Annotated in this window: 17 protein-coding genes; 4 read left to right on the top strand and 13 right to left on the bottom strand. The window is 71.9% G+C overall.

Annotated elements, in window-relative coordinates; translation table 11 throughout:
* Positions 1-67 precede the first annotated feature (67 nt).
* From IEZ20_RS26570 to IEZ20_RS26610, 9 genes are all read right to left on the bottom strand, one after another.
* A complete protein-coding gene (locus tag IEZ20_RS26570; RefSeq protein WP_189303154.1) occupies positions 68-898 on the bottom strand; it encodes an LURP-one-related family protein in 831 nt (276 codons plus the stop codon).
* Positions 899-964: 66 nt separating this feature from the next.
* Positions 965-3,013, bottom strand: a complete 2,049-nt coding sequence (locus IEZ20_RS26575) for a phosphocholine-specific phospholipase C (RefSeq protein ID WP_189303156.1) — start codon at positions 3,011-3,013, stop codon at positions 965-967.
* Positions 3,014-3,200: 187 nt separating this feature from the next.
* Entirely contained in the window at positions 3,201-5,378 is a 2,178-nt protein-coding gene (locus tag IEZ20_RS26580) for a discoidin domain-containing protein (protein WP_189303158.1), read from the bottom strand.
* A gap of 59 nt (positions 5,379-5,437) precedes the next feature.
* The gene (locus tag IEZ20_RS26585) at positions 5,438-7,045 is read right to left on the bottom strand and encodes a glycoside hydrolase family 13 protein (protein ID WP_189303160.1); all 1,608 of its coding nucleotides are present in this window, start codon (positions 7,043-7,045) and stop codon (positions 5,438-5,440) included.
* 50 nt (positions 7,046-7,095) lie between these two features.
* Positions 7,096-7,971, bottom strand: coding sequence for a carbohydrate ABC transporter permease (locus tag IEZ20_RS26590; RefSeq protein ID WP_189303162.1), 876 nt, complete (start codon positions 7,969-7,971; stop codon positions 7,096-7,098).
* Positions 7,968-8,924, bottom strand: coding sequence for a carbohydrate ABC transporter permease (locus IEZ20_RS26595; protein ID WP_189303175.1), 957 nt, complete (start codon positions 8,922-8,924; stop codon positions 7,968-7,970). The genes IEZ20_RS26590 and IEZ20_RS26595 overlap by 4 nt, the downstream gene beginning before the upstream one ends.
* A gap of 5 nt (positions 8,925-8,929) precedes the next feature.
* Complete coding sequence (locus IEZ20_RS26600) at positions 8,930-10,282, bottom strand: ABC transporter substrate-binding protein (RefSeq protein ID WP_189303177.1); 1,353 nt, start codon at positions 10,280-10,282, stop codon at positions 8,930-8,932.
* 128 nt (positions 10,283-10,410) lie between these two features.
* Entirely contained in the window at positions 10,411-11,409 is a 999-nt protein-coding gene (locus tag IEZ20_RS26605; protein ID WP_189303179.1) for a LacI family DNA-binding transcriptional regulator, read from the bottom strand.
* 218 nt (positions 11,410-11,627) lie between these two features.
* Complete coding sequence (locus IEZ20_RS26610; RefSeq protein ID WP_189303181.1) at positions 11,628-12,308, bottom strand: MmyB family transcriptional regulator; 681 nt, start codon at positions 12,306-12,308, stop codon at positions 11,628-11,630.
* A gap of 241 nt (positions 12,309-12,549) precedes the next feature.
* On the opposite strand from IEZ20_RS26610, the gene IEZ20_RS26615 reads away from it, so the two are divergent.
* Both IEZ20_RS26615 and IEZ20_RS26620 read left to right on the top strand, forming a co-directional pair.
* On the top strand, positions 12,550-13,206 hold the full coding sequence (locus IEZ20_RS26615; protein WP_189303184.1) for a helix-turn-helix domain-containing protein: 657 nt from the start codon (positions 12,550-12,552) through the stop codon (positions 13,204-13,206).
* 162 nt (positions 13,207-13,368) lie between these two features.
* Positions 13,369-13,599 carry a hypothetical protein gene (locus IEZ20_RS26620; protein ID WP_189303186.1) on the top strand — a complete coding sequence of 77 codons (231 nt, stop codon included), beginning with the start codon at positions 13,369-13,371 and terminating at the stop codon, positions 13,597-13,599.
* Between the two features lie 184 nt (positions 13,600-13,783).
* Here the strand turns inward: IEZ20_RS26620 and IEZ20_RS26625 are convergent, their stop codons facing one another.
* Both IEZ20_RS26625 and IEZ20_RS26630 read right to left on the bottom strand, forming a co-directional pair.
* On the bottom strand, positions 13,784-14,464 hold the full coding sequence (locus IEZ20_RS26625) for a 4'-phosphopantetheinyl transferase family protein (RefSeq protein ID WP_189303188.1): 681 nt from the start codon (positions 14,462-14,464) through the stop codon (positions 13,784-13,786).
* Positions 14,412-15,317, bottom strand: a complete 906-nt coding sequence (locus IEZ20_RS26630) for a metallophosphoesterase family protein (protein WP_189303237.1) — start codon at positions 15,315-15,317, stop codon at positions 14,412-14,414. Before IEZ20_RS26630 ends, IEZ20_RS26625 begins: the two co-directional genes overlap by 53 nt.
* A gap of 490 nt (positions 15,318-15,807) precedes the next feature.
* Between IEZ20_RS26630 and IEZ20_RS26635 the strand changes: the two genes are divergently transcribed.
* A complete protein-coding gene (locus IEZ20_RS26635) occupies positions 15,808-16,920 on the top strand; it encodes an ATP-grasp domain-containing protein (RefSeq protein ID WP_189303190.1) in 1,113 nt (370 codons plus the stop codon).
* A 43-nt stretch (positions 16,921-16,963) separates the two neighbouring features.
* On the opposite strand, the gene IEZ20_RS26640 is transcribed toward IEZ20_RS26635, so the two are convergent.
* The gene (locus tag IEZ20_RS26640) at positions 16,964-18,301 is read right to left on the bottom strand and encodes a 6-phospho-beta-glucosidase (RefSeq protein ID WP_189303192.1); all 1,338 of its coding nucleotides are present in this window, start codon (positions 18,299-18,301) and stop codon (positions 16,964-16,966) included.
* Positions 18,302-18,690: 389 nt separating this feature from the next.
* Here IEZ20_RS26640 and IEZ20_RS26645 point away from each other — a divergent pair, with 389 nt between their 5' ends.
* Positions 18,691-20,085, top strand: a complete 1,395-nt coding sequence (locus tag IEZ20_RS26645) for a glycoside hydrolase family 16 protein (RefSeq protein WP_189303194.1) — start codon at positions 18,691-18,693, stop codon at positions 20,083-20,085.
* Between the two features lie 169 nt (positions 20,086-20,254).
* Here IEZ20_RS26645 and IEZ20_RS26650 read toward each other — a convergent pair whose 3' ends face one another.
* Positions 20,255-21,271, bottom strand: a complete 1,017-nt coding sequence (locus tag IEZ20_RS26650) for a helix-turn-helix domain-containing protein (protein WP_373303967.1) — start codon at positions 21,269-21,271, stop codon at positions 20,255-20,257.
* Between the last annotated feature and the right edge of the window lie 13 nt (positions 21,272-21,284).

Below are 21,284 nucleotides of genomic sequence, written 5' to 3' on the forward strand. Positions count from 1 at the left end.
ACGGCGGCGGCCGGTGCGCGGACGTCGTCCGCGGGCACCGGCCGCCGTCGCCGTACCGCCGGGCCGGTCAGCCCCAGCCGCGGGCGTCCTGCTTGAGGGCGGTGTCCACGGTCAGCGCCGTGGCCACCACGAGGCTCAGCAGCGGCTCGGGCAGCTGGTAGTGGATCTGCAGGACGTAGTTGTCCGCGGTCGTGAAGAGCGTCTTGGCGAGGCCTTCCCAGGTCTTGGTGACCCGGGCGACCTCGTTGTCCGCGTGGTCGACGATCGCGAAGTTCCAGGCCCGCCAGTTCTCCGCCTTGATCGCGCCGACCTGCTGGCCGTTCGCCGTCATCGCGAAGTTGATCTTGCCGATCATGTTCTTCTGGACGATCTCGCCGACCGGCGAGCCGTCCGGGCGGGTCACGATCACCCGGGACTTGAAGATCTTCGCGGGCCGGGTCAGCAGCAGCTGCGGCTGGCCGTAGGCGTCGCGGATCTCCAGCTTGTGGGTGAGGAACTGGTCCAGGCTGGAGACGAAGCGCAGGATCTTGCGCAGGATGCCCTGCCCGACCTGGGTGACCGAGCCGATCTCCCGGCCGTTCTGGTCCATGACCTTGTACTCGTTGGTCAGCTCGATGAGCTTGGCCTTCTGGTTCACGACCAGGACGGGCTCGGTGAAGAGGGTCCCGCCGCCGGGCCCGCCGGCCGTGACGCCGGCCTGCTTCTGCACCTGGCGCTGCACCTTGGCGTCGCCGGCCTGCTGCTGCGGGAAGGCATGCTGCGGCGGAACCTGCCCGGCGGGCTGCTGGGCGGGGTTGGTGTGCTCGGTCCACTGCGCGCCGTCCCAGTAGCGCAGCGTCTGGGCCGCCCCGTGCGGATCCGGGTACCAGCCTGCAGGAGTGTTCGATTGCGTGGTCACCGGGGCACACTACCCTGATATGACCGGTACCTGACCAGTCCGCACGGAGCGGTGTTCATCGCCCGTTCACCCCGTGACGATCGCCGGATCGCTGACGCCCGGCTGCCCGTTCTCCACGTGCCCGGCGAAGCCGCGCAGGAAGGCCGGGTCGGCGTCGGAGGTGACGGTCAGGTCGTACCAGCGCTTGCTCGCCGTGAGGCTCACGGTCTGCTTCACGGTCGCGCCGGGCCGCACGGTCACCGTGACCGGAGCGGCGCCGTAGCCGTCGGCCAGCTTCAGCCTCACCGTGCCGGAGCCCTTGTTGGTGAAGGTGAGCTCGATGTCGTCGCCCGCGGGCCGGGCGGTGACCTCGGGGCCGGCGACCTTGTTGCGGCCCTTGAAGACGCGCAGGAAGCCGTTGGGGCCGTGCACGGAGAGGTCGTAGTTCCCGCCGGAGTAGACCGAGTTCCAGGTGTCCGAGAGCGTTTTGCCGGCCTCGGTGGTGTAGGTCCAGGGGCCGTCGGTACGGCTGTCGGAGGTGACGAGGAAGGCCGCGCCCGCGTTCGCCCCCGAGGCGAACGTGAGCGTGAACTTGCCGGCCGCGGTGTCCGCCGAGCCGTCCACGACCGGGGCGTACCTCAGCGGGCGGGCGGGCCGGCTGCCGGGCTCCTGCCGGGGCAGGGAGGGGTTGGCGGGCGGCTTGGGCACGTAGTCCGGGTGGCGGTCGTGGTCCTTGGGCCGGTATCCGGCCGTGGACGGCAGCAGGGCCGGCGCGGTGTCCTTGCGGGAGAAGTCGAAGGCGCTGGTCAGGTCGCCGCATATGGCGCGCCGCCAGGGCGAGATGTTCGGCTCGCGGACACCGAAACGTCGCTCGATGAACCGGATGATCGAGGTGTGGTCGAGGGTCTCGGAGCAGACGTAGCCGCCCTTGCTCCACGGGGAGACGACCAGCATCGGCACCCGCTGGCCGAGGCCGTAGGGGCCGGCGACATGGCCGGCGTCGCCCTTGAACAGGTCCGGCGCCGGGTCGACCGTCGACCTGCCCTGGGCGGCGGAGGCCGGCGGGTAGGGCGGGATGACGTGGTCGAAGAAGCCGTCGTTCTCGTCGTAGGTGATGAACAGCGCGGTCTTCGCCCACACGTCGGGGTCGGAGGTCAGCGCGTCCAGGACCTGGGAGATGTACCAGGCTCCGTAGTTGGCCGGCCAGTTGGGGTGCTCGGTGAAGGCCTCGGGGGCGACGATCCAGGAGACCTGGGGCAGCCGGTCCGCCTGGACGTCCGCCCTCAGCCGGTCGAAGAAGCCCTCGCCCTTGCGGGCGTCGGTGCCGGTGCGGGCCTTGTCGTACAGCGGGTCGCCGGGCTTGGCGCTGCGGTACCGGTTGAAGTAGAGGAGCGAGTTGTCGCCGTAGTTGCCGCGGTAGGCGTCGTTGATCCAGCCCCAGGAGCCGTTCGCGTCGAGGCCGTCGCCGACGTCCTGGTAGATCTTCCAGGAGACCCCGGCCTGCTCCAGGCGCTCGGGGTACGTCGTCCAGCCGTAGCCCTTCTCGTCGTTGCCGAGGACCGGGCCGCCGCCGGTGCCGTCGTTGCCGGTGTACCCCGTCCACATGTAGTAGCGGTTGGGGTCGGTGGAGCCGATGAGCGAGCAGTGGTAGGCGTCGCAGATGGTGAAGGCGTCCGCGAGGGCGTAGTGGAAGGGGATGTCGTCGCGCGTCAGGTAGGCCATCGTCGTCGCGGACTTCGCCGGCACCCACTTGTCGTACTTACCGCCGTTGAACGCGGTGTGGCCGTCGTTCCAGCCGTGCGGGAGGTCCTGGATGAAGGCCAGGCCCAGGTCGTCGGCGTCGGGGTGGAACGGCAGGATGTCCTTGGTGCCGTCGGACTGCTTCCAGACGGACCTGCCGTTCTGGGTGACCGGACGGGGGTCGCCGAAGCCGCGGACTCCTCGGAGCGAGCCGAAGTAGTGATCGAAGGAACGGTTCTCCTGCATCAGGACGACGATGTGCTCGACATCGTCCACCGATCCGGTGCGGTAGTGGGCGGGCAGGGCGGCCGCGCGCTGGATGCTGCCTGCCAGCGCGGTGAACGCCGTGGTGGCGCCGGCGAGTTGGAGGAAGCGCCGCCGGTTGACTTCGGGCATGGGTGAGGGTCCTCTCGTCCTGACGTAGCGGATGCCGTCAGATGACGGAATCTGCGCGGAGCGAGTGTTCCAAGAGCAGCAAACGTCAGGGAAGGGTCTGGTGGCGCCGATGTGAAACTCGGCGGTACGCGTGGTGCCGCGTCACCGGGTTCCCCTGACCCGGTGACGCGGCGGCGGGAGGCGGCGGTCAGGAGGTCAGGTACGCCTCCACCTCACTGAACTGCCCGGCCGGCCAGCCCGTGTTGGCGCTGACGCTCAGGCGCAGGTAGCGCAGGTTCGTGCCGCTGGGCAGGGACACCGTCGCGGTGTTGCCGGTGGCCGGGTCGAAGCGGTAGCCCTGGGCGCCGACGACGGTCGCGTAGCCGGAGCCGTCGGTGCTGCCGAGCACCGTGACGGTCTGGGTACGGGCGCCCCAGGCGGCGGACGGCGGCAGCTTCAGCACCAGGCGGCGCACGGCGTAGGAGGAGCCGAGGTCGACCGTGAGGGACTGCGGGAAGGCGTTGTTGGCGGACTCCCAGTAGGAGTTCGCGTCCCCGTCGACGGCCTTGCCCGGCGTGTAGACGTCCTGGGAACCGGTCGCGGTGGCCGGGCGGCCCTGGGCGAGGTTGCGGTTCGGGTCGGGCTCGGGGTTGCCCTGCCCGGGCCGCGGCCAGGTCGAGCAGTCCGACCAGGTGCTGGACCAGCCGGAGTTGCCGCCGCCGTCGGTGAGGGTGAAGGAGCCGGAGTTCGCGGGGAACGGGCAGTTGTAGACGCCGGCCGCGCCGACCTGGGTCGCGGTGACGTTCCTGAAGGCCGCCGCGCCCTGCGCCTCGGCCTGGACCACGACCGTACCGGTGTTCCGCACGGTCGCGCCGGTGACGTTGACGTTCCGCACCGGGTAGCCGTGCCCGCCGCCGGAGACGAACTCGAAGGCGCTGTAGGGGCTGTCGGTGATCGTGGTGTTGGTGATGTCGACGGTCGCGTTGATGGCGCTGTCGTAGGAGTCGACGCGCAACGCGCCCATGGGGTGGTTCCAGTTGGGGTTCATCGCGCCGGTGCGCACCAGCGTGTTGCCGTCGACCGTGATGGTGCCGGCGAGGGGGTGGAACGGGTCGAGGAACTTCTGGTTGGAGATGGCGATGCCGCTGCCGAGGGCGTTGGTGTCGGAGACCAGGTTGTTGCGTACGGCGATGTCGGTGCCGCCGTAGATCGCGATGCCGTTGGCGAGGTTGGGCTGCGTGATGGTGTTGTTCTCGAAGCTGGAGTCGGTGTCCGGGGCGTACAGCGACCACATGGCGAGGGAGTCGTCGCCCTGGTTGCGCAGGAAGTTGTTGCGGACGCGGACGCCCTTCGCGGTGCCGTTGAGGTTGAGGCCGTCGGCGGTGGTGTCGAGGATGCGGTTGTTCTCCACCACCAGGTTGTCGTTGTTGCCCGTCAGCCACAGTCCGACCTTCAGGTGCTGGATCCACATGCCGGAGACCGACGAGTTCGGGCCCAGGGAGCCGTTGACGAAGTTGTCGGGGCTGGAGTCGACGCGTTCGGTGACCTCGCCGACGACCGCGAAGTCCTTGATGTGGACGTTGCCCGCCGAGCCGGACTGGTCGATGAAGCGGGAGGTGTGCACGACCGAGTACCAGCCGCCGGCGCCCTGGAGGGTGACGTTCTGCACGCCGTTGAGGGAGGACGTGACGCGGTAGTCCCCCGGCGGGATCCACACGGTGCCGCCCTGGGCGGCGGCGATGGCGTCCCGGAAGGCCTGGGTGGAGTCGCCGGTGCCGCTGGGGTCGGCGCCCTTGGTGACGACGGACACCGAACCGGCGGGCTGGGTCGCGGCCGGGGCGGCCTGCTCGAAGTCGGCGACGTCCACGGTGACCTGGACTCCGGTCGCCTCGACGGCCACCTTGTCGCCGGCCTGGACGTTCTGCCCGAGCAGCAGCCGCGTGTTGTCGAAGAAGTGGTGCGTCTTGGCGCCGGTGATCCAGCCGGTGTCGATGTAGGAGTACTTGGCGGTCACCGGCAGGGTCCTGGCGAGCCGGGTGCCGTTGACGTACACGTTCAGCGCGCCGGACTGGCCGTCCGGGACGCTGTAGGCGAGGTTCAGCGCGTTGGCGGCGCGGGGCACGGTGAACTCCACGCGCTGCCCGGCCGAGAGCCGGACGGCCTGCCGGCCGGAGGCCTCCGAGGCGAGGCTGCCCTGCGTGTAGTCGGGGCCGATCCTCGTGCCGTTGCCGGCTGCCGACTCGGCCTCCACCGAGGTGAAGGGCAGGGTGGCGCCCGCCGCCGCGTGGGCGGCCGGGGCGAGGGTGACGAGCATGCCGGCGGCGAGGGCGACGACCGCGCCGATGGCCGGCATGCGCCTGACATGCCTGGCGGTGCTGGTGTGCATGTGCTGATCCCTTCGTGGTGGGGGTGCGTGGGACAGCGCGAGGTGCGTACGGGCGCGGCTCAGGCGCGCAGCCAGGCCGCCGTGTCCCGTGGCAGCCGGCCCTCGCTGTCCAGCGGGCCGCTGCTGAGCAGGAGCCGGGTGTGCGCGGGGAGGCCGGCGGGTGTGCCGGCGAGGTTGACCACGCACAGCACGCCGTCCGCGCGGGAGAAGGCGAGCACGCCGTCGGGGGCGGGCAGCCAGGTCAGCGGGCCGTCACCGAACTGCGGGCGCAGGGCGATGGCCGTGCGGTAGAGGGAGAGCATGGAGCCGGGATCGCGCTGCTGCCGGTCCACGGCGTACGACGCCCAGCCGGCCGGCTGCGGCAGCCACGGCTCCTCCCGCGAGCCGAAGCCCGCGTGCGGCTCGCCGGCGGCCCAGGGCAGCGGCACCCGGCAGCCGTCGCGGCCGGGGGCGGCACCCCGCGAGCGGAAGTACATGGGGTCCTGGGCCCGGTCGGCCGGGATGTCGGCCTCCGGCAGGCCCAGCTCCTCCCCCTGGTAGAGGTAGACCGAGCCGGGCAGCGCGAGCGACAGCAGGGCGGCGGCCCGGGCGCGCCGGGTGCCGAGCGCGAGGTCCGTCGGGGTGCCGAAGGCCTTGGTGGCGAAGTCGAAGGCGGTGTCCTCACGGCCGTACCGGGTGACCGTGCGGGTGACGTCGTGGTTGCACAGCACCCAGGTGGCGGGAGCGCCGACGGGGGCGTGCTCGGCGAGGGTGGTGTCGATGGAGGCGCGCAGCCGGCCCGCGTCCCAGGGGCAGGACAGGAAGGAGAAGTTGAAGGCGGTGTGGAGTTCGTCGGGGCGCAGGTAGCGGGCGAAGCGTTCGGGGTCGGGGAGCCAGACCTCGCCGACGAAGACGCCGCCGTACTCGTCGGCCACCCGGCGCCAGGAGCGGTAGATGTCGTGGAGTTCGTCGCGGTCGAGGAAGGGGTGCTGCTCCGGGTGCGTGGCGAGGTCGGGGAGGTCCGGGTCCTTGGCGAGCAGGGCCGCCGAGTCGATGCGGACGCCGGCGACGCCCCGCTCCAGCCAGAAGCGGAGGATGTCCTCGTGCTCCTGGCGGACGGCGGGGTGGGCCCAGTTGAGGTCGGGCTGCTCGGGGGTGAACAGGTGCAGGTACCAGTCGCCGTCGGGCAGACGGGTCCACACCGGTTCGGCGGAGCCGGCGAACTGGGACGGCCAGTCGTTCGGCGGGAGTTCGCCGTGCGGGCCGCGTCCCCGGCGGAAGTGGAACAGCTCGCGCTCGGGGCTGCCGGGACCGGCGGCCAGCGCGGCCCGGAACCAGGGGTGCTGGTCGGAGACGTGGTTGGGCACGATGTCGACGAGGGTGCGGATGCCGAGCTGGGCGGCCTCGTCGATGAGTTTCTCCGCCTCGGCGAGGGTGCCGAAGGCCGGGTCGATGGCCCGGTAGTCGGCGACGTCGTAGCCGCCGTCCTTCAGCGGGGACACGTACCACGGTGTGAACCACAGGGCGTCCACGCCGAGTCCGGCGAGGTACGGCAGCCGGGCGCGGACGCCCGCGAGGTCGCCGGTGCCGTCGCCGTCGCCGTCCGCGAAGCTGCGGACGTACACCTGGTAGATGACGGCCGAGCGCCACCAGTCGGCGTCTGTGCGGGCATGGCTGGGCTGTCCCACTGAGCTTGCCTTTCTGTGGAGGGGGCGGCTCTTTCGAGGGGCGCGCGGGGTCAGCCCTTGGTGCTGCCCGCGCTGATCCCGGCGATGATGTGCCGCTGGAAGACGAGGAACAGCGCCACCATCGGGATGCTGGCGATCACCATCGCGGCGATGAGCACGGTGAGCTGGATGTTCTGCGACAACTGGACCAGGGCCACGCTGATCGGCTGCTTCGCGGTGTCGGAGAAGACCATCAGCGGCCACAGGAAGTCCTGCCAGACGGCGACCAGCGCGAAGATCGACACCACTCCGAGCACCGGCCGGGACATGGGCAGGACGACGGACCACAGGGTCCGGAGCCGGCCGGCGCCGTCGATCTCGGCGGCCTCCAGCACCTCGCGCGGCAGCTGGTCGAAGAACCGTTTGAGCAGGTAGAGGTTGAAGGCGTTGGCGACGGCCGGGAGCCAGACGGCGAGGGGGTCGTTGAGCAGGCTGGTGTGGATCAGCGGCAGGTCGGCGACGGTCAGGTACTTGGGGACGACCAGGGCCTGCGCCGGCACCATGAGGGTGGCGAGGATGCCGCCGAGGACCACCTTGCCGAAGGCCGGCTTCAGTTTGGAGAGGGAGTAGGCGGCGGCCGTGCAGAACACCAGCTGGAAGGCCCAGGCACCGGCGGCCTGGACGAGCGTGTTCCCCAGGTGCTGCGGGAGCTGCATCAGGTCCCAGGCGTCGGTGTAACCGCCGGGGTGCCAGTGCTCGGGTACGAGCGTCGGCGGGGTGCGGGCCACCTCGTCCGGGGACTTCAGCGCGCCGGTCACCATCCAGTACACGGGGAAGAGGAAGGCGAGCGCGAAGAGGACGAGGACGGCCGTGAACACCGTCCAGTAGACGGCCTTTCCGCGCGGGCGGGCGAGGGCGGCCGGGGAGACCAGGGTACGGGTGCTCACGCGGTGTCCTCCTCACTGCGGGTGAGCCGCAGGTAGACGGCGGAGAAGGCGCCGAGCAGCAGCAGGAGCATCACGCTGAGGGCGCAGGCGCCGCCGAAGTCGTTGTAGAGGAAGGCGTACTTGTAGATGAGGTAGAGGACGGTGACGGTGGCGTTCTCCGGGCCGCCGCCGGTGATGACGAACGGTTCGGTGAACACCTGCATGGTCGCGATGATCTGGAGGAGCATCAGCATCAGGATCACGAACCGCGTCTGCGGGACCGTGACGTGCCGGACCCGCTGGAGGAGGTTCGCGCCGTCCAGTTCGGCGGCCTCGTACAGCTCGCCGGGGATGGACTGGAGCGCGGCCAGGTAGATGAGGACGGTGCCGCCCATGTTGGCCCAGGTGGCGACGACGACCAGGGAGACCAGGGCGGTGTCGGTGCCGTTGGACCAGTGGGAGGTGGGCAGGTGCAGGAAGCGCAGCGCCTCGTTGGCGAGGCCGGCTCCGGGGTCGTAGAACCACTTCCACAGCAGGGCGCTGACCACCGGCGGGATCATCACCGGCAGGTAGACCACGACGCGGAAGAAGGCTTTGGCGTGCCGCAGCTCGTTGAGGACGAGGGCGAGGACGAAGGGGATCGCGAAGCCGATGAGGAGGGCCAGCAGGGTGAACATGAGGGTGTTGCGCCAGGCCGCGGCGAACTCGGGATCGTGCAGGACCCGGGTGAAGTTGGCGGTGCCGGCCCACTCGGGCGGGGAGCCCGGGGTGTACGTCTGGAAGGCGATGACGACCGCGCGGATCGCCGGGTACCAGGAGAACAGGGCGAAGCAGAGGAGGCCGCCCAGGAGGAAGCCGTAGGCCCGGGCCTGGTCGACCAGGCGGCGGCGCCTGCGGTCCCCCGCGCATGGCGGCGGCTCCGGGACCGGGTGGGCGGCGGCCCGTGCCGGGGGTCGCTCGGCCGTCTTCGTCATGGCGGTCAGCTCCGGGCCAGAATGCTGTCGATCTTGCCGGACGCCTCCTTGAGGAGCCGGTCGATGTCGGCGTCCTTGTCGGTCAGGACGGCGGAGACGACGGAGTCGAGGACGGAGTAGATCTGCTGGGCGTGCGGCGGCTCGATCTTCAGCCGGAGCCTGTGGTTGCCGTCGAGGAACGCCTGGTAGTTCCCCACCGGGACGTTGGCGTTGGCCTTCTTGGCCCGCTGGTCGGTGGCGTCGGCGGCACCGGTGAACAGGCGCGGCTCGGGCAGGCCGACGGGGGCGTCGTGCTTCTTGGCACGTGCGTAGTCACCGAGGAAGCCCCTGCCCGGGGTCAGGAACATGTGGTCGAGCCACTTGAGGCCGGCGCGGATCTGGGCGGGCGTGTCGTGCTTGTCGAACATGTAGCCGTCGCCGCCGATGAGGGTGCCCCGGCCGCCCGGCATGGGGGCCAGGGCGAGGTCCTTGTAGCTGCCGCCCTTCTCCTTGACCAGGATCGGGATGTTGTCGGGGGCGGCGAGGTACATGCCGAGCCTGCCCGAGCCCATCATCTGCTGCACGTCGTTGATGACGAGGAGCTGCTTGCTGCCCATCGAGTCGTCGGTCCACCGCATGTCGTGCAGGTTCCGCAGGACGGCGCGGCCCTCGGGGGTGTCGATGGTGGCCTTCTCGCCGTCCGCGCCGACGACGTCGCCGCCCTGGGAGTACAGCTCGGCGGTGAAGTGCCAGCCGCCCTGGTTCTGCGCGCTGTAGTCGGCGTAGCCGACGGTGCCGTCGCCGAGGGCGGCGATCCTCTTCGCGGCGGCGCGGACCTCCTCCCAGGTGGCGGGGGGCTCGTCGGGGTCCAGGCCGGCCTTCCGGAAGAGGGCGCGGTTGTAGATCAGGCCCATGGAGTAGCCGGTGCGCGGGATGCCGTAGACCTTGCCGTCCACGGTGTAGATGTCCCGCAGCTGCTTCTGGATGCTGTCGTAGTGCTTCAGTTCCTTGAGGTACGGGGTGAGGTCGGCGGCCTGGCGGATGTCGACGACGTGCCGCGCGTCGGTGAAGTACGTGTAGAAGACGTCCTCCATCTGGCCGCCGGCGAGCTTGGCGTCGAAGGTCTTGGGGTCCTGGCAGGGGAAGGCGTCGTGCGCGACGACGTCGATGTCCGGGTGGGCCTCCTCGAACGCGGCGACGTCCTGCTCGAAGAAGCCGCGGTCCACGGTGGCGCTCTTCGGCGGCTCGCAGTTGACGGTGATACGCGTCCTGCCGCCGGCCGAACCGCCGTCACCGGACCCGCAGGCGGTGGCGGCGAGGGCGAGCGAGGAACAGACGCCGATCGCGACGACGGTACGGCGGAACCCGGTGCTTCTCATCGGTGGACCCCTCATGGCACTCGTGGCAGCAGCGGTGGGCGCCGCACACTCAAGCACCGCCGAGAGCGGTCCGCAAGATGTCGCGCAGAATATGCAATTGTTCGACAGGCGGCTGGATCTTTCGTAGTTCAGTCGCGCGGGGCTTGCCCGGTGGAGCCGCGCACCACCAGCTCCGGCTCGAACAGCAGCTCCTCGGCGGGTACGGCGGTGCCGCCGATCTGCGCGTTCAGCAGCTCCACGGCCGCGCGTCCCATGGCCTCGATGGGCTGGCGGACGGTGGTCAGCGGGGGCTCGGTGCAGTTCATGAACGCCGAGTCGTCGTAGCCCACGACCGAGATCCGGCCCGGGACGTCGTATCCCTTGCGGCGGGCGGCCCGTACGGCGCCGAGCGCCAGCGGGTCGGAGGCGCAGACGATGCCGGTGACACCCCGGTCGATCAGCCGGGAGGCGGCGGCGTGGCCGCCCTCCAGGGAGAAGATGGCGCGCGCGACGAACTCCTCGGGAAGATCGCCGGCGATCGCCCGGGCGGCGGCCAGTTTGCGGGCCGAGGGCACGTGGTCGCCGGGGCCGAGGACCAGGCCGATGCGCTCGTGCCCGAGCGAGGTCAGGTGCCGCCAGGCCTGTTCGACGGCTACGGCGTCGTCGCAGGACACGCCGGGGAAGCCCAGGTCCTCGATGGCCGCGTTGACCAGCACCACCGGGATGTTGCGCTCGGCCAGCAGGCGGTAGTGGTCGTGCGGCGCGTCGGCCTGGGCGTACAGACCGCCGGCGAACACGACTCCGGAGACCTGCTGCTGGAGCAGCAGCTCGACGTAGTCCGCCTCCGACACCCCGCCCTTGGTCTGCGTGCACAGCACCGGGGTCAGCCCCAGCTGGGCGAGGGCGCCGCCGATGACCTCGGCGAACGCCGGGAAGATGGGGTTCTGCAGCTCGGGCAGGACGAGGCCGACCAGCCGGGCGCGTTCGCCGCGCAGCTGGGTGGGGCGCTCGTAGCCGAGGACGTCGAGGGCGGTGAGCACCGCCTGCCGGGTGGCTTCGGAGACCCCGGGCTTGCCGTTGAGCACCCGGCTGACGGTGGCCTCGCTGACCCCGACCTTCTTCGCCACTTCCGCAAGTCGTCGCGTCATGCGCGCAAGAGTAACGCAAGCTGCGCAAGCCGCTTGCGTAGCGGAGAGCGGGAGTGACGGTGAGGCGGCGAGACGAAGCGAGGGTGAGGCGGCGAGGCTCGGTGACGGTGAGGCAGTGAGACTCGGTGACGGTGGATACCGGCGGATCGCGCCGGGTGGCGGGCGCGCCGGTGGGCCGGCCCGGCGCCGTCGGCGACCTGAACGCCGACGGTGCCGGGTCAGTTTCCGGGAGACGGGACGACCGTCAGATGGGAGGCCGCGCCCCGCGGGCGGCGCTGCCGGCGCACCGGGGCGGCGGACCGGCGGGGGTCGCGCAGGATCATCGTCAGGCGCCGGTAACCCAGATCCAGCAGGGGCTGCGACGCCTCCTCCACGATGCGGCACTCGGTGCGCCCGCGGCGCGGGTCCGGGTGGTGCAGGAGGCGTACGGCGCCGTCGAGGCGGGCCGCGGACTCGCCGACGGCCCGGATCCAGTGCGGCAGGCCCTGCCGGTAGGCGGCCTCCATGATCGGGTCCTGGGCGATCTCCCGGCGCAGCGCCTGGAGTTCGAGGTCGTGGGCGTGCGCCTCCAGGGCGGACCGGACCTGGGCCAGCATGGGCAGGCACCAGCCGGGCTCGTGCTCGCCGAGGATCTCGCCCGCGTCGGGGTGGAACAGCACGAACCTGAGGAAGTTCTCGCCCGGCATGGCCGTCGGATGAGGGCGCACGCCCTGGAAAAGTGTCTCGAACGCGCTGTTGGCCATGACCACGTTCCAGTGGCGGTCCACGACCAGCGACGGACAGGACAGATACTCCAGCAGCGCTCCGTAGTCCTGAAGGTAAGCCAGGTAAGCCTGGGTGTCGCAGGTCTCGGGGACGGGCCGCGGTGCCGGCCGCTGCCCTCCTGCCTGATGTGCCATCGGGAGGTCACCCCTCTTGCCTCTGCGGCCTTTCTCGCGGCGATGCGATCCTGCTGCCCCGGCAAGAGTCGTGTCAACTATCGTGGCATTTCATGCCGGTTGACGGCTGAAATTCGCCACAGTTGTGGCGACACCTGGATGTGAGTTCGAGACACCGGCTACTCTCCGGGAAGTTCACGGCGATCGCTCGTGAGAAGCACGGACGCATCTGAAGCCCTCTAGAGACGTAGGAGTTCTGTCGGTGACGGATGGCTACGAGGATCCGGGCGCCTCGGCGACCGCCCAGCTGCCGGCCGTCGTCGCCCGCGTCACCGCGCTCGCCGACCGCCTCGGTGTGCCGCACGCCGAGGTCTTCGACGTCGGGCGCCTCTCCACCGCCTGCGGGGTGCCGGAGCCGGTGGTCAGGGCCCTGCTGAGCGGCCGGCCGGCGGGCGAGCCGGACGTCCAGGCCCGCTTCCTGCAGCGCCTGGACCTGCTGCGCCGCACCCGGCTGAAGCCGAACGGCCGCAAGTACACCCAGCAGGAGATCGCCGACGGGGCGGGCATGTCCCGCCAGCAGGCCGGCGCCCTCATCAACGGCGACCGGCGGCCCACCATGGAGCACTGCGACGCGTTGCAGCGGTTCTTCCGGGTGCACGCCGGGTTCCTCACCGCGGAGGACCCCGAGGCGCTGGCGGGTGCGCTGCAGCGTACCGAGCAGGAGTTGCTGCAGAAGCTCGCGGACCGGGAGCGGGCCGCCGCCGAGACCGCGGAGGATCCGCTGGAGCGGCTGCTGCAGGACCACGGCGTGCGCGGAATCGCCTGGCGGGCCGCGCAGTTGCCCACCGACCAGCACCGGGACAAGGTCGCCGAATGGCTGGACATGCTCCTGGAGAGCGTGAAGCGGCCCGAGGCGTGACGCGGGGCCCGGGGCGGGGGCGGGCGGTCCCGGAACGTTTCCGCCTCCGCTAAGCGGGCTAACCGGCGCGGAGCCAGACGGCGTTGTCAGTGGTGGGCGGCAAGCTGGGGGTGTGCGCCGCAGAGCGCGTGACCGTGACGCCTACTCGGGGAGAGCCGACCGATGCCCACCGCCGTACTGACCGACCGTGAGCGTACCGCCGTCCAGGCCTACCTGCGGCTGCTGCACACGGTGCGGGCCGCCTTCGACGGGCCACCGCACGAGGCGCGTCCCGCCGTCGTCCCGCCCACCGTCCTCGAGGAGGCGGAAAAGGCCCTGGCCCGCGCGGGCCTCGCGGGCAACGAGGAGGCGTTCTTCCGGCTCCTGCGCGACTGGTGCCCCCCGCCGGCGTGAGCCTCCGGCAGGTCCGGCACCGCAGCCCCCGCCGGCACGTGCCTCCGCGGCACCGCCGCTCCCGGCCCGGGGCACAGCGCCGCGCCGCCCCCGGTCCCGGAAGGCGCCGGTGGAGCGGTGTCGGGGCCGGGGTTCCCGGGCGGGAGGTGTCTGGGCGGTAGGCGTCGGGGCGGGGCCGGGGTGGTCAGGTGTGGGGTATGACCACCGACGTGGCCACCACGCCCTCCCGTACCGTCCAGCGGCCCTCGAAGGTCTGGAGGCGGTGGCCGTCGACCACGGGGCCGGGGACGAGGAGTTCGGCGTGCAGGGTGCCGCACTGGTCGCCGTCGGCGTCCGGGCGGAGGGTGATGTCGGCCTCGGAGAAGTCCAGCCACTTGCGGGTGAGCGGGAACCACGCCTTGTAGACGGACTCCTTGGCGCTGAACAGCAGGCGGTCCCAGTGCACGGCGGGCCGGCGCGCGGCCAGCCGGTCGAGCCGTGTGGCCTCGGCGGGCAGGAAGACCGAGGCGCCGACGCCCTCCGGCAGCGGACCGTGGGGTTCGGCGTCGATGCCGAGGGAGACGAGGTCGGCGGCGCGGACCAGCGCGGCGGCGCAGTAGCCGTCGCAGTGGGTCATGCTGCCGACCAGCCCGTCGGGCCAGCGCGGAGCGCCCCGCTCGCCGCTGAGCACCGGCTGCGGCGGTACGCCGAGCTTCTCCATCGCACGCCGGGCACAACCGCGCACGGCCGCGAACTCACGCCGCCGCTTCGCCACCGAGCGGGCGACGAGCGCCTCCTCCGCCGGGTAGAGCGGGGTCTCCCACAGCGGGTCGTCAGCCCGTGCCTCCACGGCCACGACCGACTCCGGGAGCAGCTCCTCGATCACCTGCTTCGACCTCCATCGGCAGAACGCGGCGCAGCCTCCCCGGGGGGTCCGGGCGCTTGCGCCACTCGCGCGGGTATCCGACGGAGACCTCCAGGAAGCGGACTCCGTCGTGCCAGGTGGTGCGGGGGATGTGCAGATGGCCGTAGACCATGGTGGCGACGCGGAAGCGCCGGTGCCAGTCGGCGGTCAGCGTGGTGCCGCACCACATGGCGAACTCCGGGTGCCACAGGACCTCGGTGGGGTGCCGGTGCAGCGGCCAGTGGCCGGCCAGCACGGTCGGCAGGTCCGCGGGCAGCTCGGCGAGCCTGCGCTCGGTCTCGGCGACCCGGGCCCGGCACCAGGCCTCACGGGTCGGGTAGGGATCGGGGTGCAGCAGGAACTCGTCGTTGCAGATGATGCCCGTGCTCTCCGCGTAGGCCAGGCCCTCGGCCTTGGTGGTGGAGCCGGCCGGCAGGTACGAGTAGTCGTAGAGCAGGAAGAGCGGGGCGACGGCGACCGGGCCGCCGGGGCCGTGCCACACCGGGTAGGGGTCCTCGGGGGTGACGACGCCCAGCTCGCGGCAGACCTCGACCAGGTGCTCGTAGCGGGCGACGCCGCGCAGGGTGACCGGGTCGCTCGGATGGGTCCACAGCTCGTGGTTGCCGGGTGCCCACAGCACCTTGCGGAAGCGGCTCGCGAGCGTGCCGAGGGCCCAGCGGACGTCGGCCACGGTCTCCGCGACGTCACCGGCCACGATCAGCCAGTCCTCGTCGCTCTCCGGACGCATGCCCTCGATCAGAGCGCGGTTCTCCGGATAGCTGATGTGCAGGTCGCTGATGGCCAGCAGCTGTCCGGCCCCGGCCGTCGACTCCACCCGCGCACCCCTTCCGATCATCCGATGACACAACGAGAACACATCGACCGGCCCCGGGACAAGGGGATCCTGTCCGCGTGTCAGCTTCCGCCGGGCCGGCGCGGGCGGCCGGCCCGCCCCGCGCCCACCACCGTTCGGACGACCGCACCCACCACCGTTCGGACGACCGCACCCACACCGTTCGGACGGCCTCGCCCACCACCGTTCGCACAACTTTGCCCGTGGCGTTGCCCACGGCGTTTCCCGTGACGCCGCCCATGGCCTCCCCATGGCTTCCCCATGGCTCTTCCCCTGACCATGTCCATGGTCGGACGGGGCCGGAAATCCGTAACACCCGCGTTGCACGAGGGGCCCCGGGAAAGCCGTATGATCGCCCCGACACCAGCGCCCTCAACTCCCCTTCGAACGGGGCCGTTTGGTGACCCTTCCTGCCACCTGCCCGGGCACGGGCCGCTCCGCCCTGCCCGCACACCCCCGAAAGGCGGCCCGCATGCCCTCTCGCGTACGCGTCTGGCTCAACCGCACGTACGCGGAGAACGTGTTCTTCATGGATCAGCTGCGGAGAAATCCCAGCGATCGCGCGGTGGAGATCCATGCCACGCACGGCGACCCCGACTCGCCGGTGCTGGCCGCCGCCGACACCGCCGACCTGGAGCCGGAGGGCCTGTCCCCGGCCGCGTACGTCGAGTACGCCCTCGACCAGTGCGTCCGGCGCGGCATCGACGTGTTCGTGCCCCGGCTGCACCAGGCGGCGATCGTGGCGCACCGCGCCGAGTTCGCCGCGGCCGGTACGGCGCTGCTGGCGCCGACGCCCGAGGCGGTCGCCGTCTTCGAGGACAAGGCGACCGCGTACGAGGCGGTGCGCTCGGTGGGTGTCCCCGTCCCGCCGTGGCACCGGGTCCGGACGGCGGACGAGCTCCTCGCGGCCGTGGAGGAGTTGGAGGCGGCCGGGCACCGGGTGTGCTTCAAGCCCGCCGCCGGCGCGGGCGGGGTGGGCTTCCGGGTGATCACCCGGTCCCCCTTCTCGCTCGCGCACCTGAACGGCTTTCCCGGCCCCCACGTCCAGCTGGACCTGGTGCTCGACGCGCTGCGGCGGGCCGAGGCCCCCGTGGACTGGCTGGTGATGCCGCGCCTGGAGCAGCCGGAGGTGTCCGTCGACTGCCTGACCGGGCCGGACAACCGGGTACGGCTCGCGGTGGGCCGCACCAAGAACGGCCGCCGCCGGGGCTTCACCCTGGACGAGCGGTGGCTGGCGCCGGCCCGGCTGATCGCGGAGGGCTTCGGGCTGCATCACCTGTCCAACATCCAGTTCCGCATGCTCGGTGACCGCCCGGTGCTGCTGGACGTCAACACGAGGCCCGCGGGCGGGCTGCACCAGCTGTCGCTCTGTGGGGTGAACGCGCCCTGGGCGGCGGTGCGGTTGGCGCTGGGCGAGGATCCCGGGGTGATCGAGCCGCCGTTCCTGGGGCAGGACTACACGGTGGTGTCGGGTCCGCGCCCGCTGTCGCCCGCGGCGCTTCCGCGGCAGAGGGGTGGTGCGGCCGACGTGTTGCTGCCTGCCGTACCCGCGCCCGTGCAGGCGGCTCAGGCGCTGCCGCTCTAGGAACGCAACGGCGGCGGGCCGCCCGGCGGGCGGCCCGCCGTCCTCATCCGAGGTACGCCAGGCCGGGGTGGACCTCGGTGTAGCGCTCGACCAGCCGGCGGGCCACCGTGACCGAGTCGACCAGCGGGTGCAGGGCGAAGGCCTTCACGGCGGTCGACCGGGAACCGGACTCGGCGGCGGCCAGCACCTCGCGCTCGACGGCCTTGACCGAGCACACCAGGCCGGTGGCGTGCGCGGGCAGCGGGTCGGCGGCGAGCGGGTGGGCGCCGCTCGCGTCGACCAGGCAGGGGACCTCGACGACCGCATCGGCGTCCAGGACGGACAGGGTGGAGCGGTTGCGGACGTTGAGGATCAGGGTGGCCCGCTCGTCGCGGGCGATGGCCCGCATCAGCGCCAGGGCGACCTTCTCGTACCCGCCGGACAGGTCCTCGGCCTCGCGTTCGCCCGCGCCGGCGCTCTCCCGGTTCTCGGCCATGTAGGTCGCCTCGCGTTCGGCGCGGGTGCGGTCCCAGGCGTCCAGGGCGGAGCGGCCGGGGTCGGCCGCCTCCTCGTAGAACCGGGCCTGCTGGTCGCGCAGGAAGGCACCCCGGGTCCGCTCGGCCTCCTGGTAGGCGCGGACGGTCTCCCGGTTGAAGTAGTAGTAATGCAGGTACTCGTTGGGGATCGCGCCGAGGGAGCGCAGCCAGTCGGCGCCGAACAGCCTGCCCTCCTCGAAGGAGCCGAGCAGGGCGGGGTCGTCCAGCAGGCGCGGCAGTTCGTCGCGTCCGGCGACCCGGAGGCCGCGTACCCAGCCGAGGTGGTTGAGGCCGACGTAGTCGACGAAGGCCTCGCCCGGGTCGGCGCCGAGGACGCGGGCGACGCGGCGGCCGAGGCCCACCGGCGAGTCGCAGATACCGATGACGCGGTCGCCGAGGTGGCGGGACATGGCCTCGGTGACCAGGCCGGCCGGGTTGGTGAAGTTGATGACCCAGGCGTCCGGGGCGAGGCGGGCCACGCGCCGGGCGATGTCGACGGCGACGGGTACCGTGCGCAGCCCGTAGGCGATCCCGCCCGCGCCGACGGTCTCCTGGCCCAGCACGCCCTCCGTGAGCGCGACGCGTTCGTCCTCCGCCCTTCCCTCCAGGCCGCCGACGCGGATCGCGGAGAAGACGAAGCCGGCGCCGCGCAGGGCCTCGTCCAGGTCGGTGGTGGCGGTCACCGTGGGCGCGTCGGGGATCCCGGCGGCCTGCTCGGCCAGGACCCGGCTCACCGCACGGAGCCGGCGCTCGTCCAGGTCGTGCAGTACGACCTCGGTGACCCGCCCCTCGGCACGGTCGGTCAACAGCGCGCCGTACACCAGGGGAACCCGGAATCCGCCGCCGCCCAGAATCGTCAGCCTCACGCCCGCACCTTTCTTCACGCCTGCACCCTTCTAGCAGACCCGCGCGGGGCGCGGCGCGCCAGCACGGCGATCACACACCGGCACAGCGATCACGCACACGGCACACCGTCCCGCACGAGCCCGGGAACGGTGACCCGTGGGCCGGCACCTGATCCCACGCCACCCCCGCCCTCGTCGATGTGGCGGCCGCCCGGTGAGGCGCACGGTCTGAGCGGATACGGGCGGCTTCACCACGTGAACTCCGTGTCCGCACAAGGACTTTCCTCGCTTCAAGGGTTGACGGTCACCGGGGCGGGGAGCACATTGGCGACATCTTGAGAGCGCTCTCAGACAAGCGTGGGAGCGCTCTCACCCACCTCCCGCACCCTCCCGTACCCGAGAGGCTCCCCATGAGCGCATCCTCCGGCATTCCCAGACCCCGCCCGCTGCGCCGCGCGTTCGTCGCCGTCGCCGCCACCCTCGGCCTCGCCGCGGCCCTCGCCACGGCAGCCACCGCGCCCGCCGACGCCTCCGCGCCCACCCCGCCCTCGGGGTGGACGCAGGTCTTCGTGGACGACTTCAACGGTGCGGCCGGCTCCGGCGTGAACACCGCGAACTGGCAGTACGACACCGGGACGTCGTACCCCGGCGGCGCCGCCAACTGGGGCACCGGCGAGGTCGAGACGATGACGTCGAGCACCAGCAACGTCTCCCTGGACGGCAACGGCAACCTGCTCATCACCCCGCGCCGCGACTCCGCCGGCCGCTGGACCTCCGGCCGGATCGAGACCACCCGCACCGACTTCCAGCCCCCGGCGGGCGGAAAGCTGCGCGTGCAGGCGCGGATCCAGATGCCCAACGTCACCGGCGCGGCGGCGAAGGGCTACTGGCCGGCGTTCTGGATGCTCGGCGCGCCGTTCCGCGGCAACTACTGGAACTGGCCGAGCATCGGCGAGCTGGACATCATGGAGAACGTCCAGGGCCTGAACACCGACTGGGCCACCATGCACTGCGGCACCAACCCGGGCGGTCCGTGCAACGAGACCTCCGGCATCGGCAACTCCACTTCCTGCACCGGCACCACCTGCCAGGCCGGCTTCCACACCTACGCGATGGAGTGGGACCGCTCGACCAGCCCGGAGGAGATCCGCTTCTCCCTCGACGGCGTCACCTTCCACACGGTGCGGGCCAACCAGGTCGACGCGACGACCTGGGCGAACGCCACCAACCACGGCTACTTCGTCATCCTCAACGTCGCGATGGGCGGCGGCTTCCCTGACGCGTTCGGCGGCGGCCCGGACAGCGGGACCGAGCCGGGCCACCCGATGGCCGTCGACTACGTGCAGGTCCTGCAGTCCTCCGGCGGCGGCACCACTCCCCCGCCGTCCGGCAACCGGGACGCCTACAGCGCCATCCAGGCCGAGTCCTACGACGGCCAGTCCGGCGTCGTGGCGGAGACCACCACGGACACCGGCGGCGGCCAGGACATCGGGTCCCTCGCCAACGGCGACTGGGCGCTGTACAAGGGCGTCGACTTCGGCTCGACGGCGGCCAAGCAGTTCTACGCGCGCGTCGCGAGCGGCGCCGCGAGCGGGGTCAGCGGTCTGGTCGAGGTACGCCTGGACAGCCGTGGCAACGCGCCCGTCGGCAGCTTCGCCGTGGCGAACACCGGCGGTTGGCAGTCCTGGCGGACGGTCCCGGCCAACATCGGCGCGGTGACCGGCACGCACGACGTCTACCTCACCTTCACCAGCGGCCAGCCGGCCGACTTCGTGAACGTGAACTGGTTCGACTTCGGTCACTGAGCGCGCCGGCGGCGCCTGATGCCGCTCCTGCCCCGCCCCTCGGGCCTGCCCCGCTCCTCGGGCCTGGTCCGCCCTTCGTGCCGCACCGTGCCCGGCGGGCGGGGCGGGCGTCCAGGCCGTGGACCCCGCCCCGCGCCGACGAGGGCAGCCAGGGCCGGGCCGCCGGGCGTCACCGCAGCTCCGCCCGGAACCCCACCGGCGTCTGCCCGGTGTGCAGGTGGAAGAACTTGGAGAAGTTCGCCGCGTCGGGGAAGCCCACGGCCACCCCGACGCGGCCGATGGGCAGGTCGGTGTGGGCGAGGAGGCGTTTGGCCTCCAGGACGACCCGTTTGTCGATGAAGCCCTTCGGCGTCTCGCCGGTGGCCGCGCGGACGGCGCGGACCAGGGTGCGGCGGGAGTAACCCAGGGCGTCGGCGTAGGCGCTGACGCTGTGGTTGGTGGCGAAGCCCCGCTCGACCGCGTCCCGGAAGCGGGTGAAGGTGCTGTCGGTGTGCCCGCGTGAGGTCTCCGCCGAGCTGGCGGCGAGGTGGGCGAGGCGCAGCAGGGCCGCGGTCAGGGTGTGCCTCAGGACGGCCGTGTGCAGGCTGAGCGGGAGCGTGGCGGTGTCCTCGTACTCGCGGCGCAGCTGGTCGAGGGCCGCCCGGAGCGCGGTGAGCTGCGCCGGATCGGGGTGCAGCAGCGGCGGCAGGTCGTAGCGGTACAGGCCGGTGGCCTCGACGGTGGCGCGGGGCAGGAAGCCGGGCTGCATGGTCAGGACGGTTCCGCGGTACACGGACTCGCGGGAGAACCGGTGGACCTGTCCGGGGCGGATCCACAGCAGGTCACCGGCGTCGGCCTGGTACTCGGCGAAGTCGATCATGTGCCGTACGGGGCCGTCGGTGAAGAGCATGACCACGTGGAAGTCGATGCGGTGGACGCGGTGCAGGGGGGCGTCGGCGTGCCAGGTGTGGTCGGTGCCCATGGGGCCGATCTGCATGCCGACGCCACCGACGGCCAGTTCGGCCGGGAAGGGGAAGGTTCTGATCCCGTCACCCTGGGCCTGGCCTGCGTCACCACGGGCCCGGCCCCTGTCATCACCGGTCTGGCTCCTGCCGCCGCCGGTCTGGCCCCTGTCACCACCGGCTCGGCCCCTGTCGCCGCCGCCGCGGACTCTGCCGTCGTCACCTTGGTCCCTTATAGCCGCCATGTCCTTTTCGTGC

The sequence above is a fragment of the Streptomyces cinerochromogenes genome (assembly GCF_014648635.1).
Taxonomy (GTDB): domain Bacteria; phylum Actinomycetota; class Actinomycetes; order Streptomycetales; family Streptomycetaceae; genus Streptomyces; species Streptomyces cinerochromogenes.

Bases quoted from the DNA above. Each gene is read 5' to 3' on its own strand.
- IEZ20_RS26605 (WP_189303179.1), bottom strand. From the start codon at position 11,409: ATGACGCGACGACTTGCGGAAGTGGCGAAGAAGGTCGGGGTCAGCGAG.
- IEZ20_RS26635 (WP_189303190.1), top strand. From the start codon at position 15,808: ATGCCCTCTCGCGTACGCGTCTGGCTCAACCGCACGTACGCGGAGAAC.
- IEZ20_RS26575 (WP_189303156.1), bottom strand. From the start codon at position 3,013: ATGCCCGAAGTCAACCGGCGGCGCTTCCTCCAACTCGCCGGCGCCACC.
- IEZ20_RS26620 (WP_189303186.1), top strand. From the start codon at position 13,369: ATGCCCACCGCCGTACTGACCGACCGTGAGCGTACCGCCGTCCAGGCC.
- IEZ20_RS26645 (WP_189303194.1), top strand. From the start codon at position 18,691: ATGAGCGCATCCTCCGGCATTCCCAGACCCCGCCCGCTGCGCCGCGCG.
- IEZ20_RS26580 (WP_189303158.1), bottom strand. From the start codon at position 5,378: ATGCACACCAGCACCGCCAGGCATGTCAGGCGCATGCCGGCCATCGGC.
- IEZ20_RS26600 (WP_189303177.1), bottom strand. From the start codon at position 10,282: ATGAGAAGCACCGGGTTCCGCCGTACCGTCGTCGCGATCGGCGTCTGT.
- IEZ20_RS26650 (WP_373303967.1), bottom strand. From the start codon at position 21,271: ATGGCGGCTATAAGGGACCAAGGTGACGACGGCAGAGTCCGCGGCGGC.
- IEZ20_RS26610 (WP_189303181.1), bottom strand. From the start codon at position 12,308: ATGGCACATCAGGCAGGAGGGCAGCGGCCGGCACCGCGGCCCGTCCCC.
- IEZ20_RS26595 (WP_189303175.1), bottom strand. From the start codon at position 8,924: ATGACGAAGACGGCCGAGCGACCCCCGGCACGGGCCGCCGCCCACCCG.